This is a genomic window from Neobacillus sedimentimangrovi (genome assembly GCF_010614825.1).
Taxonomy (GTDB): Bacteria; Bacillota; Bacilli; order Bacillales; family Cytobacillaceae; genus Neobacillus; species Neobacillus thermocopriae.
Window position 1 is genome coordinate 228,254 of the sequence record NZ_JAAFZF010000001.1, and the last position, 14,006, is coordinate 242,259.

A 14,006-nucleotide genomic window follows, 5' to 3' on the forward strand; every position below is an offset into this window, starting at 1 on the left:
CTGTATGACGAACAAGTATCTAACCATATATAACCAATTAATTGAGCAAATCAAAAGTGGTAAAATTCCACCTCAAACACTACTTCCCTCTGAAAACGAACTTAGTGATCAATATCAAACTTCAAGGGAAACAATTAGAAAAGCCTTAAATTTGCTCTCACAAAATGGGTATATCCAAAAGGTTAGAGGGAAAGGTTCGATTGTCATTGATGTTTCAAAATTTGATTTTCCTGTGTCCGGATTAGTAAGTTTTAAAGAACTTTCAGGAAAAATGGCAAATAAGCCAAATACCATTGTCAACCAGCTTGAATTAATTAAACCGGACAGCTTTATTCGTCAACAACTTCAGCTTTCGGGAAAGGATCAAGTATGGAAGATTGTTAGGACAAGGGAAATTGGCGGAGAAAAAATTATTTTAGATAAAGATTATTTAAACTATAAATATGTTCCTTCTTTGACAGAAGAAATCTGTTCTGATTCTATTTATCAATATCTTGAAAATGAATTAAATTTGGCCATTAGCTTTGCCAAAAAAGAAATTGTGGTTCAGGAACCTTCCACGGAGGATCGCGAACTATTAGATCTTGAAGGGTTTCATAATGTCGTGGTGATTAAAAGCCATGTATACCTCGACGATGCTAGCCTTTTTCAGTATACGGAATCACGACATCGGCCAGACAAATTTCGCTTTGTCGACTTTGCACGTAGACCACAAAGGTAAAATCTTTTAGACCTCCTTCCACTGGATGGAGGTCTTTTATTAATGAAAAGCATGTTTATTTTCGCCATTAAGAATAATCAGTAGGAAAACTTCTGTGCTCTCCTCCCTACTATTCAAACAACATTGTATCGCTTTCGCTCTTCGTGTTTCCTTTATCTCAGTCGGAGACCACCACAAGGAAGGCTACGGCAGCATTTGCATCGCACGACCGAAAGCGGTAGCTTTTGGGAGGACGTCATACGCCGCTGACCAGGGCGCTTACGCTTTTCTAGCAAGATAAGAAAACATGTTCTCAACTTCGAGAATTGTCTAGCTCCAGCGCCCTAGCGGCTAGTGCCCTTCGGTCTCCTCCCTACGATAAGTCAACATCGAATCGCTTTCGCTCTTCGTGTTTCCTTTATCTCAGTCGGAGAACCTCCACGTCATACGCCGCTGACCAGGGCGCTTACGCTTTTCTATATATTTAATCCAAAATATTTCTTTGCCAACAATTTAAATTTATCAGGAGTGATTTCCTCTTTTAATTCATTTCCAGCAATCCGTTGTGTAAAAGACGTGTCTGTTAACACCATTATCCCATTATCTATTAACTTGGTTACTAGGAACTTTTTATTAAAAGGTGAAAATGGATGCTCGACAATGATTTTTTGAATTTCATTTAATTCATGTTCATTTTCGATTCGTATGGATGGATCAAAGGCATAACCTAGAACCCAATCAGAATGGCGATGCTTTAATTTCATCTCCATTACATAATTACCATGGTCTGTAACCATCTTTCTTACTCGAAAATCTCCATTTCTCGATGAAACTACTTGACCATTCATTGGAACAGGTGTTAAAGGTAAATTTCCCCCGAATCCTGTATCAATGATATATTGTTCTCCATTAAAAGTTAATAAAATAGCAACATGCGTTCTACCGGTAGGACTAAAAGTCTGCAATGACTGTTCAAAAACAACAGCACTAATTAGTTCCACATCAAACCCATTTTCCAATAAAAAATAATATAGAATCGAATTTAATTCGTAACAAAGCCCTCCTTCTTTCTTTTTTAAGATTTTGTCCACGACATTCACTTTAGAGATATCTTTCATATTCTTGTTTATAATACAAATATTTTCGAATGGGATTGTATTTGCGGTTTTTTCTAAAACATCAGATAGTTTATCAAAAGTAATTTCATCGTTTTCGGAAAAACCTATTCTTGCCCGAAACAGTTTATTTAAATCCCTCATTTTCATACTCCTCCAACCCTTTTTACTCTAATTCTCTATCTGTGTTAAAATGACAGTAATTTATGGATGAGGTGATGCTTGGATGTGCGGCCGTTATACCTTAACTGCTACGATGGAACAAATTATGGATCGTTTTGATATACAAGCTTTTCTAGATGAAGAAAATTTTGTTCCTAATTATAATATTGCACCATCACAGAATGTCCTGGCAATTATTAACGATGGGAATTCAAACCGAATGGGGTTTTTAAAATGGGGCCTGATTCCCCCATGGGCAAAGGATCCGTCCATTGGCAATAAACTGATTAATGCCCGTGCTGAAACGATATCTGAAAAACCAAGTTTTCGCCATGCTTTTAAGAATAAACGATGTTTAATTATTGCAGACGGATTTTACGAATGGAAGCGGAATAGTGACCATTCAAAAACACCAATGAGAATCAAATTGAAGTCAGATTCTTTATTCGGAATGGCAGGTATTTGGGAGCAATGGAAATCTCCTAATGGGAAATCTGTTTTCACTTGTTCAATCATTACTACCACACCGAATGAATTGATGATAGATATTCATAACCGAATGCCGGTCATCTTAAAACGAGAAGATGAAAAAGCTTGGTTAGATCCTACTATAAAAGATACGAAATTATTAAAGGAATTTCTTGTACCGTTTGATCCAAACCAAATGGAAGCCTATCAAGTATCATCTTTAGTGAATTCACCTAAAAATAACTCCATTGAACTGATTCAAAAAATTTGTTAACGCCTATTTTTGTTAAAATGGACAAGTTACCTACAACTTGTCCAAGCTTGAACATATATTTATACTAACCCATTAAATTTTCCTTCTTAATAAAAGCGGTCATTACCGCTTTCTTTTTTATTCCATTTTTTATCATTCCTTTATATTCATATTAAAAACATCAAAGTCTAACAAAGACATGAAAATCAACATTCTAGATTTTTGAAAAAGTGAGTATTTCACAATTGATGTTTTAAAGTTAAACGAATCATAAATAAGCTCCTATTACATGTTAGAGATTGAGGTTAATTCTAATTTCCCGTATCTTAATTCCCCTCCAAAATTCATGACACGATATACTTTTTTAATTCTGCTTGAAAAAATAATTGTAAAATGGACAAGTTACCTACAACTTGTCCAAGCTTGAACATATATTTATTCTAACCCATTAAATTTTCCTTCTTTATAAAAGCGGTCATTACCGCTTTTTTTTATTCCATTTTTTCATTCTTTTATATTCATGTTAAAACATTAAAACCTAACAAAATCTTGAAAATCAGCCATTTAGGATTTTTGAAAAAGTGAGTATTTCACAGCTTTAAGATCAAATGAATCATAAATATGCCCCTATTACATGTTAAATATTGAGCTTATGTCTATTTGCCGTATTTTAATTCCCCTTTACAAATCATGACACGAAATACTTTTTTGATGCTGCTTGGGAATAATAAAGATGTAGGATAATATGATGGGGCTGGATACTGATGGGATTAAAAGTTATAAAATGGCTCTATAACTTAATGAAGGTAAGGCAAAAAATATTCATACCATTTGTCCTTTTATACATTTTATTAGCCGCTTTAGGGATTTATTTGATTGAACCAAAAACATTTGAATCCTATTTGACTTCGATTTATTGGGTTATTACTGCCATAGCAACAGTCGGTTTTGGTGATTATGCACCTGAAACGGATCTCGGTAAGGTTTATACCATTTTCCTCTATATAACAGGAATTGGATTATTAAGCTTGTTTATAGGGAGATTCATAAATTCTGTTTATTTAATCGATAAAATGAAGATTGGAGGAAAAATGAAGTACACTGGTGAAAATCATATCATCCTTATTGGCTGGAGTACAAAATCGAAATTAGCCATTCGAGAAATTCTTAAGTCCGATAAAAAAATTGATATTGTCATCATCGATGAATTAGAAAAAGCTCCATTAACCGAAGAACGGCTGTACTACATCCGAGGCGATGCTACGGCAGAAGAAACGTTACTGAATGCAAATTTGCCAAAAGCAAAAGGTGTTATCATATTTGCCGATCAATCTCTTAGAGAAAATATTACTACGAAAGATCCATTATTTGTAGACGGGAAAACCTTATTAATAGCCACTGCCATCTCAACCATTGAAAATAGATTAGATAGAGAAATTCACGTGACAGCCGAGGTCATTAATGAAAAACATATTCCATTATTTAAGTATGTGAAAGTGGATGAATTTATCCCATCCCAAGAAATGATTTCGCATGCAGCTGTCCGGTCATTATTTTCTCATGGGGTTACAAATATGTACTCTGAATTGATGAGTACAAAATATAATGAAACGATGTATGAAATCCCGAAACGTGGTGAATGGAAAACATACAGGGATGCATTCATTGACTTATTAAATAATGGAGCTACTTTAGTCGCGGACCGTGGTGACTTACATATTAACCAAAAGTTGGATCAATTTATTCCAGATAACGCCCAATTGTTTGTGATCTGTGATAAGGAAACATTCGAGAAATTAAATCCTAATAATTCTATGAATTAATCTTCCTTCTTTAGGAAGAAAAATAATTATTTGGGATCAGATCAATATTTTGGTTGATGAAAATTGGAAATCTTTATATAATTTAATTAAGGAAAAATCGGGAAGTAGCTCAGCTTGGTAGAGCACTTGCATGGGGTGCAAGGGGTCGCAGGTTCGAATCCTGTCTTTCCGATATATTTTTTTTACAAAGAAAGCCATTCTTTTCCTTAAAGACTGGCTTTTTATTTTTTTATATTTCGTATTTTTATCATTTACATATCTTCATCTGGAATCTGTCGTTTTATCACCAACACGAAATCCTACAGACAATCGATAAAATCGGAACATGCGAAAAAATAGGTTTCATGAACTCCATCTCTTTTCATAAAGCCTTGAAGAAAGATTATTTTTGGTAAAAGGAGAGATCATTTTGATTACCAACCAATCTATAAATATTAAAGAATTAACAACAAAACAGGAATGGATGGATGCCTTCCCTGTAATGAAACAGCTCCGGACACATTTGGACGAAGAAAGTTATCTCAAGCTCGTAGAAGAAGCAGTACAAAAAGAAGGCTACAGAATGGTTGCCTTATATGAAAATGGAAAAATAGTAGCTGTCAGTGGCTTCATGCCAATGATTACCCTTTATAATGGAAAATTTATTTGGGTATGTGATCTCGTTACAGATTCTTCCCAACGTTCAAAAGGGCATGGGGAAATACTCTTATCCTATATTGAAAATTGGGCTAAAGAAAATGGCTATCCGATTATCTCCCTTTCATCCGGTCTTCAGCGGAAAGACGCTCATAGATTTTATGAAGACAAAATGAACTACGACAAGGTTAGCTATGTATTTTTAAAAAGACTTAATTAATCATTTCTTCTTTATGGAAAAACCCAAGCCGCCAATTCTACAATTGGCGGTTTTTGATTTGGTTGTACATCCATGATCGATTTTTTCCCACCCTTCATGAAGGGCAAATCCATTGCTATAATCGAAACATAATGACAAATAATATAACATTATGAATTCACGTTCGAATACACAGAATCTTCCTCTTGTTCAGCGTTATCCTCCCATCCTTTACATACATCAACCCATTCCTTGGCGGATGAATATTGAAAAATTTCTTCACATGTTAATTCAATGGCAGAGTTTGAACTGCCACAAGCAGGAAATACCGTCTCAAAGCGTTTCATAGAAATATCTAGGTAAACATCCAGTGGATTCTTCAGTCCAAATGGACATACACCTCCGATAGCATGTCCAGTCTGTTCGAGAACTTCTTCAGGACTGAGAAAACGCGCTTTAAAACCAAATGTTTGCCGGAATTTCTTATTATCGATTTTCGCATCACCGGCAGTGACTACTAAAATTGCCTTGTCTTCTTTCCCTCTAAAAGATAACGTTTTGGCAATTCGTGCTGGAATAACGCCAATGGCCTTTGCTGCCAACTCTACTGTTGCACTTGAGGTTGTAAACTCCATTACATCCTTCTCCCTGCCCCACTGATTTAAATGTTCCTTCACACTCTCCAAAGACATTGACATTGCACCCTTTCCTAATTGAAATTATGTAGTATCATACCATATTTCCACAATTATACAAACTATACGTTTTAACATCTTTAAATTAAAGTATAGGATGGATCCGTCCTATAAATTTTCTCTGTTAAATCTGTTAAATATTCTGTAATATTAAGATAGTTTTAGTTTCATAGGAGGGATAATTTGAACACGCAAGGAGCCATCATGCCCTACCCTCGTGCTAAGGGGATCTTACTAGTTATTATTGCCGCCATCTTTTGGGGAGTTTCAGGAACAGTTGCTCAATACTTGTTTCACCATAAAGGTTTCACAACAGGCTGGCTTGTTGTGATCAGACTAGTTTTTTCTGGCGCAGGTTTATTATTTTTTGCCCAAACAATGGGAAAACAAAATATTTGGCATATATGGAAAAATAAAAAGGATTTATTTCAGTTAATTACGTTCGGAATCTTTGGGATGTGGGGTGTACAGTACACCTACTTTGCAGCGATTGAACACGGAAATGCTGCAACAGCAACTGTCTTGCAATACTTGGCACCCGTCATTATCGCTAGTTTTCTTTGTCTTCGAGGAAAGACATGGCCAGCCAAACATGAATTGACTGCTATATTTTTAGCCTTGGGCGGAACTTTTCTTCTTGTGACTAAAGGCAATATCCAAGCTTTATCCATTTCTGTTCCAGCATTTGTGTGGGGAGTGCTTTCAGCATTTGCCCTTGCCTTTTATACCCTTTATCCGGCAAACCTGCTTTCAAAATGGGGCTCCCTTATTACTGTTGGCTGGGGTATGATGATCGGTGGTATAGCTTTTAGTTTCTTCAGCCCCCCATGGCAATTCCAAGGGGACTGGTCCTTATCCTCATTTGCATCCGTTGTATTTGTCGTCATTTTTGGAACATTAATCGCCTTTTTCTGCTATATGGAAAGCATGAAATATATTAGTGCATCGGAAGCGAGCCTTCTAGCCTGCGTAGAGCCAATGTCTGCGGCATTTTTAGCAGTAGCTTGGCTTGGAGTTCCATTTGGATTCATGGAATGGATTGGATCCATAGCAATCATAGCAACAATCTTTATCTTATCAGCGATGAAAAAGTAATCATGGTGTCATATAAAGCAAAAAAAGACCTTCACATTACTGTGAGGTCTTTTTTATATTAATTATTCACCCAAATTCACGTTATGATATACTTGTTGAACATCCTCAAGATCTTCCAGTGCATCAATTAATTTTTCAAATTTTGGAACAACATCTTCAGGAAGAGTAACCTCGTTTTGAGCAAGCATTGTAAGTTCAGCTACTGTAAATTCAGTAATACCTACGTTTTTAAAAGCTTCTTGTACAGCGTGGAATTGGTCAGGCTCTGCATAAACAATGACTTGATTATCTTCTTCAACCACATCACGAACGTCAATATCCGCTTCCATCAAAATTTCTAATACTTCTTCTTCTGATTTACCTTCCACACCAATAACTGCTGTTGAATCAAACATATAGGAAACAGAACCACTAACGCCCATGTTGCCGCCATTTTTCCCAAAAGCAGCACGCACTTCAGATGCAGTACGATTTACATTGTTGGATAATGCATCAACAATGATCATAGAACCATTTGGACCAAAGCCTTCATAACGTAGTTCATCATAATTTTCATCAGAACCACCTTTGGCTTTTTCAATGGCACGGTCAATAATATGTTTCGGAACATTGTAAGTTTTCGCCCGTTCAAGAACAAACTTTAGCGCTTGATTTGACTCTGGATCTGGTTCGCCTCGACGTGCAGCCACATAAATTTCGCGACCAAATTTCGCATATATACGGCTTGTATTGGCATCTTTTGCTGCTTTTTTATCCTTAATATTGTTCCATTTACGACCCATAAGAACACTCTCTTTCTCAAAATTAAATCTGTCCTGCTTTTGTTGTTTTGTTTATAACAAATATAGGACTTATTTTTAATAATAAATACACAAATATTATTATACCTAAATTGCTCCATTTGTTAAGAGATTTACCAAACTAGAACGAAAAATTGACCGAAACCATTTTTGGTTCGGCCAATAATTATTATACTAACATTTGAAATAGAGTACTATCTTTGTTCACTTCACGGTATAAAAATCCTTTTGCTTTGATTCTTTCCATCAATGGATAGTAGTCCTCTTTATCCTTTAATTCAATTCCAACTAATGCAGGTCCGGTCTCCCGATTATTTTTTTTCGTATATTCAAAATGGCTGATGTCATCATTTGGTCCAAGTACATCCATTAAAAATTCACGTAATGCCCCAGGGCGCTGCGGAAATTGAACAATAAAGTAATGTTGTAGACCTTCATACAGCTTGGAACGTTCTTTAATTTCCTGCATCCGGCCAATATCGTTGTTTCCGCCACTTACAATACAGACCACCGTTTTGCCTTTAATTTGTTCCGCATATGTATCTAATGCAGCGATTGACAAGGCGCCTGTTGGTTCCACTACGATCGCATTTTCGTTATATAACGATAATAGTGTCGTACAAACTTTGCCTTCTGGAACAACAACAATATCATCCACAATATCTTTACAGATTTGATAAGTCTTTGTACCAACGGTTTTTACTGCCGCTCCATCAACAAAAGGATCAATTTCTTTTAGCGTTACTACTTCTCCTTTTCTCATTGATTCCTTCATCCCTGGTGCACCCTGAGGTTCGACACCGATAAGTTGAGTTTCAGGTGAAAAATGTCTTAAATAAGTACCGACACCTGCGAGCAGTCCACCCCCACCAATTGCAGCAAAAACATAATCAATTTTATCCGGACAGTCGTTTAACAGCTCCACTCCTACAGTACCTTGACCAGCAATGACATCATAATCATCAAACGGATGAATGAACGTTCGATTTTCTACCCGGCTACACTCGATTGCTTTTTCATAGGCATCATCAAACGTATCACCAACAAGGACAATTTCTACGCTATCCTTACCCCAAAATTTAACCTGATTCACCTTTTGTTTTGGTGTCGTGCTAGGCATAAAAATTTTACCACTAATTTTTAATTGATGGCAGGAGTAGGCTATACCTTGGGCATGATTTCCCGCACTTGCACAAATAATCCCATTTTGCAATTCTTCCAAACTTAGCTTTTTAATTTTATTATAGGCACCGCGAATTTTAAATGAACGGACAATTTGTAAATCCTCCCGTTTTAAATATAGTTGACAACCGTAGCGTTCAGATAACAAGTGATTATACTGTAATGGTGTTGGTGCAATCATATCCTTAATTGTATGACTTGCAATGATCACATCCTCCACATTAAAAGTTTTGTTATTTACCTGTTGACTCATAGTCTCTTACCCTCCTTGAAGTGTTCCTCAAATGAAATTGTCGTATTAACATAAAAAACCCGCCCCAAAGATAGGGACGAGTTTTTGCTCGCGTTACCACCCTACTTCCGCAGCTATTTTCAGAAAAAAATAAACCGCGGCTCTCGATTACATACTACAAAATAAAGTATGTGCTCCAATATAACGGGGAACCATCCGGCACAGCTTACTTACAATGTTCAGCTGCACATCTCAGAGATGATCTTCAGGCAAGCCCTGTCATCGACTCTCACCACCCGTCGACTCTCTATAGACTAGGATCTAGCCCTACTCTTCTCTTCATCGATTCAAGATTAATTTTTTATTAAGGTTACCACCGGACAAAATATGTGTCAATATTTTTTGATTATTTTTTATATTTAGATAATTTTTAAAGCGCTTACATTTTTTAATCATTTGGCTTCTATCAATTCAATCATTGTATGGGCAATATTTTTTAATGCAGAGGAAAATGATATTCCAAAAGTATTTTTTTACTGCGAACTGATAATAAGCAAAGCAATGAAGTGTCCATTTCTCAACTAGAAAGATTCGTGAATTTTTTCTATTTAGGCGTATATCTCATAACAATTGGGGGATTTTACTACCAAAAGGAGGTAATAATATGCAGCATGGCGTAAGACTGGTGGTTAAATTTGTTGCATGTCTAGTTGTATTAGGTATTATTCTTGGAATGTTTTATGATTTTAGTTTTGGAGATGTCGTATTGATTTCGGCAGTTCTTGGATTACTAAGTTATTTCTTAGGGGATTTATTATTGCTTAGAAGAAGCAACAATTTTATCGCCTCAGCGGCTGACTTCGGTTTGACTTTTCTAGTTGTTTGGTTTATGGGCCGAGCCTTAACATTTGAAGATGATCTTTTCTCAGCATCTCTTATTTCGGCAGTAGCGGTAACGGCATTCGAATACTTTTTTCACCGTTTCCTTGTTCATGAGTCTGATGAACAAACAACAATCCGTACGAACCGAACACAATTCCAAACCGAAGCTTCAGAGGAATTAACACCAGTTAAACCAGATGTCAGAAGCCCTGAAAATGAAGATGAGTGAAAAGAAACACCTTAAATAGTACAGGCAAATAAAAAGCTTCTAGACATATTTTCTAACAACTTTATATCAAAGTTATATTAGTCAAAATAATGGGGCTGTCCGAAAAGTGGGTTTGGTACTGCAGGAGCTGTCCGGAAAGTGGTATTTCAGCCGAAATCTTTATAAAAGCAAAACCCAAGAATGCTGTTAAATCAACATTCTTGGGTTTTTAATTTGGGTTCATTTTTCTCTTAAATGAACTTTTTAGACAGCCCCAGATTTATTTTGACTTGAAGTCTAGCGAACCGCTTCCATAGTGCTTGCGCTTTTCTAATTTAAACACCTACTTCAATCTTGTTTTTCGTACTAACCATATCCTCGTTTTCGCTTGATGTAGGTGTTTTGGCTGGAATAAAAAAGCTAAGTATTACGGTGATTATACTTAAGATAAAACAATAGAGAAACACGTTTTGCATGCCAATGACAATACTTGCGGTATGATTAATGATTAGCCCCATGATCATGACCCCAATAGAGGTTCCAATATTTCTTAAAAACATTTGCAGTGATGTTGACAAACCTTTAATATTAGGCTCTGCAAATTCCTGTGAGGCAATCGTACCGAGTGCAAACAATAAACCAAAGGAAAATCCTTGTACCGTCAAAATCATGAACAAATTCGTATAAGTGATCTCCTTAATAAAAATATACAAGGCAAACCCTGAAATCGCTGTAATAACACTACCAATAATAAATAATTTTTTATAGCCAAAGCGAATAATCCATTTCCCTGCAGGGGTACTACCAAACATCCAACCAAGTGCAATACTTAATAAAATCAACCCACTTTTATAAGTATTCATATGGGCGCCTTCTTGAAGGAATAAGGGAATATAGTTGGAAGTTCCAAAAAATGATAAACAATAAATAAGCATGAAAAGATTAGTCATCAGTATCCCTTTATTTTTAAATAATGTAACGGGTAGAAACGGTTGAGCTTCCTTCCTTTCTACACAAACAAAGAGAACTAAACCGATAACCCCGACAACGGCATACCACAGAGGTTCACTTACATTCGTTGCTAACAACAACAGGGTAATGGATGCACCAAATAGGAAAAATCCTTTATAATCGATATGGGTTTTCTTAAATTCAATTTGTTCCTTATAGGGAATTAAGCAAAGAATGGTCAAAAGCCCAATTGGAATATTAATAAAGAAAATCCATCTCCATGTTAAAGTTTCCACAAAAAAAGACCCCATAATAGGACCAACAATTGAGGATATTGCCCAAATACTACTAAAAACGGCTTGAATTTTTCCACGTTTTTCAATTGTAAACAAATCTCCAACGATAATCATTGACAGAGGAACCATTCCCCCTGCACCCAATCCTTGAATTCCCCTATAAATAATTAAGGAAACCATTGAATTCGCCAATCCGCAAAGAATGGAACCAACCGTGAACAAAGCTACAGAAATCATCAACAGCTTTTTTCGACCGTACATATCTGATAGCTTACCGTAAAGGGGCACAGTAACGGTACTAGCCAGCATATACACGACAAATATCCAGGCAAATAACTCTCTTCCTCCAAGCTGTTTTACTATTGTTGGACTAGCAGTTTGCATGATATTTGTATCTAGAGCTGAAATGAGGGTCGTAACCACGAGTCCCCAAAATACATATCGATTTTTCCCCATAATGACCTCCTTTAGTAGTCTATTTCCTAAATTTAACAATTCATACATTTACTAAATCATTATAGCAAAATGCCATAATAAATGGTTAAAACTTTGCACTAAGATAAGATTGTGAAAAAATTGAGTCCGCCATATACTCATGACGGACTTCATAAATAAAAGCTATTCAATATTATTTCTAAATATAACCAAGCCAATATCTGCTAGAATGGAAAAGATGCCATCTCCCATTGATATTTTGGCGATTTACTACCATCTCACCGCTAGTCGATAAATAATACCACTTGTCTTTGTCTTTTAGCCAACCTGTCACCATTGCACCTGAAGTTGATAAATAGTACCATTTGTTTCTGTCCTTGATCCAGCCGGTTGCCATCGCTCCTGATGATGTTAAATATTACCATTTATTTTTATCCTTTTGCCAACCAGTTACCATCGCACCATTTGCTTGCAAATAGTACCATTTTCCACCGATCAACTGCCAGCCTGTCAGCATTTCTCCAGAATTGTTCAAATAATACCATTTATTCTTATCCAATAACCATCCAGTTGTTTTTGTTCCATCGGATTTATAATGATACCACTTTCCATTTTCCAGAACCCACCCCGTCTGTTTTACCGGTACAGTTTCATTCGGCGAGCTCACAATAGACTCGGATTCATCATAAATGGTAACAATTGATACTCCTTATAATAAAATTTTAAAATTTCATCATATTTTTTACCATCGTCAGCCCTGTATTTGGCTCCCCACTGACTCATACCTACTCCATGACCATCACCTCGTCCACTAACTTTTACGAGATGATCATCTGTGACCACTTATCCACTAAATAACTAAGCATCACTCGAGTTCCTAGCATCGCCCGGATCTTTGAAATGTTAACGTTTTGTAATACGACACGCTGAATGGCTAAATTTCCATTTGCATCCAACATATCCTTCACGAAAAATTCCACTGTGATATTTCCCTTGCTCATCCGTCCACCAGAACCTGGAGAATGAAGCTTAAATTCAGGAATATCAACGATTTTTATCTCTTTATTTGCATAACCGTTAGCATTTAACCACATCTTAATATTATTAGAAAAGGTTGTATCAGCTTCCTTTACAGTGGTCCACCATTCAATTGGTTTTGATAAATTCAATTGAGAAACGTTGATTTGATTTTTATGGAAAGAAAAATTCCAAACAGATTTTGGGTCAAAGGTATCTTCTTTCACTGTCAAATAAGGAACTGAGGCTGAGCCCCATGCATTTGCATTGCTTTCTGTTACTCCACCATTGCTTGCCGAATAAACTGCATCAATCAAACGACCATTATACTGAATCACTTGTCCTCGCGTTTCATCTACCTCTTTCGTCGTATTGGGAGTCCAAATATACCCACCATATACCTGATACATTATAGTATCATCAATTAGCTCTCGGTTCATATAACTTAAGGCATACGTTCTTGCTGCTACGGCCTGAGTTTTTAAGGCTTCTATATGCCAAGATGGATACATCTCAATTGGAACAACACCTTTTAAATAATCCTCCATATTCACTGAGTTGATTGGTCGAACATATTGCCCATTTTCCACTATAAAATCAAAACTTCCCAAGTATTGGCGATCATTGATTTGAAGATAACCTTTATTATTCATCGGTTGTACAGTGAATGTTGCATAAGTATTTAATAATTCTTCGCCTTTATATAAGAATAACTTTCCGTTTTTTTGTTTTTTCCATTCATACATGCTTCTGCAGTTCAACGCTCCCCTCTTTTCTTCGCCCAATTCCTTTCCTCCTAGGTTAAACGCCCGTACTGCCTTAGGTGTTTTTACATAATGTAAAAGTACCATATGATA

12 protein-coding genes, 1 tRNA gene, 1 pseudogene and 1 other annotated feature are annotated in these 14,006 nt (G+C 36.2%); of the genes and pseudogenes, 7 read left to right on the top strand and 7 right to left on the bottom strand.

Features of this window, described 5'->3' with window-relative positions:
• Positions 1-4 precede the first annotated feature (4 nt).
• Positions 5-721: a trehalose operon repressor gene (treR, locus tag GZA11_RS01150; RefSeq protein WP_038535122.1), complete on the top strand. Its 717-nt coding sequence runs from the start codon at positions 5-7 to the stop codon at positions 719-721.
• 455 nt (positions 722-1,176) lie between these two features.
• Here treR and GZA11_RS01155 read toward each other — a convergent pair whose 3' ends face one another.
• Positions 1,177-1,959, bottom strand: coding sequence for an arylamine N-acetyltransferase family protein (locus GZA11_RS01155; RefSeq protein WP_163182586.1), 783 nt, complete (start codon positions 1,957-1,959; stop codon positions 1,177-1,179).
• Between the two features lie 82 nt (positions 1,960-2,041).
• On the opposite strand from GZA11_RS01155, the gene GZA11_RS01160 reads away from it, so the two are divergent.
• From GZA11_RS01160 to GZA11_RS01175, 4 genes are all read left to right on the top strand, one after another.
• Positions 2,042-2,719 (top strand): SOS response-associated peptidase, encoded by a 678-nt coding sequence (locus tag GZA11_RS01160; RefSeq protein WP_038535119.1) that lies wholly within the window; start codon positions 2,042-2,044, stop codon positions 2,717-2,719.
• 743 nt (positions 2,720-3,462) lie between these two features.
• A complete protein-coding gene (locus GZA11_RS01165; protein ID WP_038535117.1) occupies positions 3,463-4,521 on the top strand; it encodes a potassium channel family protein in 1,059 nt (352 codons plus the stop codon).
• Positions 4,522-4,619: 98 nt separating this feature from the next.
• Positions 4,620-4,693: transfer RNA gene (locus GZA11_RS01170), tRNA-Pro, on the top strand.
• Positions 4,694-4,984: 291 nt separating this feature from the next.
• Entirely contained in the window at positions 4,985-5,377 is a 393-nt protein-coding gene (locus GZA11_RS01175; RefSeq protein WP_081905160.1) for a GNAT family N-acetyltransferase, read from the top strand.
• Between the two features lie 149 nt (positions 5,378-5,526).
• On the opposite strand, the gene GZA11_RS01180 is transcribed toward GZA11_RS01175, so the two are convergent.
• Positions 5,527-6,048, bottom strand: coding sequence for a YbaK/EbsC family protein (locus tag GZA11_RS01180; protein WP_038535113.1), 522 nt, complete (start codon positions 6,046-6,048; stop codon positions 5,527-5,529).
• A gap of 186 nt (positions 6,049-6,234) precedes the next feature.
• Here GZA11_RS01180 and GZA11_RS01185 point away from each other — a divergent pair, with 186 nt between their 5' ends.
• Positions 6,235-7,146 carry a DMT family transporter gene (locus GZA11_RS01185; protein WP_407938517.1) on the top strand — a complete coding sequence of 304 codons (912 nt, stop codon included), beginning with the start codon at positions 6,235-6,237 and terminating at the stop codon, positions 7,144-7,146.
• Between the two features lie 62 nt (positions 7,147-7,208).
• On the opposite strand, the gene GZA11_RS01190 is transcribed toward GZA11_RS01185, so the two are convergent.
• Together GZA11_RS01190 and ilvA are read right to left on the bottom strand one after the other, a co-directional pair.
• On the bottom strand, positions 7,209-7,928 hold the full coding sequence (locus tag GZA11_RS01190) for a YebC/PmpR family DNA-binding transcriptional regulator (RefSeq protein ID WP_038535112.1): 720 nt from the start codon (positions 7,926-7,928) through the stop codon (positions 7,209-7,211).
• Positions 7,929-8,115: 187 nt separating this feature from the next.
• A complete protein-coding gene (gene ilvA, locus GZA11_RS01195) occupies positions 8,116-9,381 on the bottom strand; it encodes a threonine ammonia-lyase IlvA (RefSeq protein WP_163182587.1) in 1,266 nt (421 codons plus the stop codon).
• 69 nt (positions 9,382-9,450) lie between these two features.
• Positions 9,451-9,712, bottom strand: a binding site (T-box leader).
• Between the two features lie 312 nt (positions 9,713-10,024).
• Here ilvA and GZA11_RS01200 point away from each other — a divergent pair.
• The gene (locus GZA11_RS01200; protein ID WP_038535107.1) at positions 10,025-10,471 is read left to right on the top strand and encodes a YndM family protein; all 447 of its coding nucleotides are present in this window, start codon (positions 10,025-10,027) and stop codon (positions 10,469-10,471) included.
• 314 nt (positions 10,472-10,785) lie between these two features.
• Here the strand turns inward: GZA11_RS01200 and GZA11_RS01205 are convergent, their stop codons facing one another.
• From GZA11_RS01205 to GZA11_RS01220, 3 genes and pseudogenes are all read right to left on the bottom strand, one after another.
• On the bottom strand, positions 10,786-12,153 hold the full coding sequence (locus GZA11_RS01205) for an MDR family MFS transporter (protein WP_038535105.1): 1,368 nt from the start codon (positions 12,151-12,153) through the stop codon (positions 10,786-10,788).
• Positions 12,154-12,331: 178 nt separating this feature from the next.
• Positions 12,332-12,799 (bottom strand): annotated as a pseudogene (locus GZA11_RS17005) (hypothetical protein).
• A 151-nt stretch (positions 12,800-12,950) separates the two neighbouring features.
• On the bottom strand, positions 12,951-13,934 hold the full coding sequence (locus GZA11_RS01220; RefSeq protein WP_163182588.1) for a SpoIID/LytB domain-containing protein: 984 nt from the start codon (positions 13,932-13,934) through the stop codon (positions 12,951-12,953).
• Positions 13,935-14,006 lie beyond the last annotated feature (72 nt).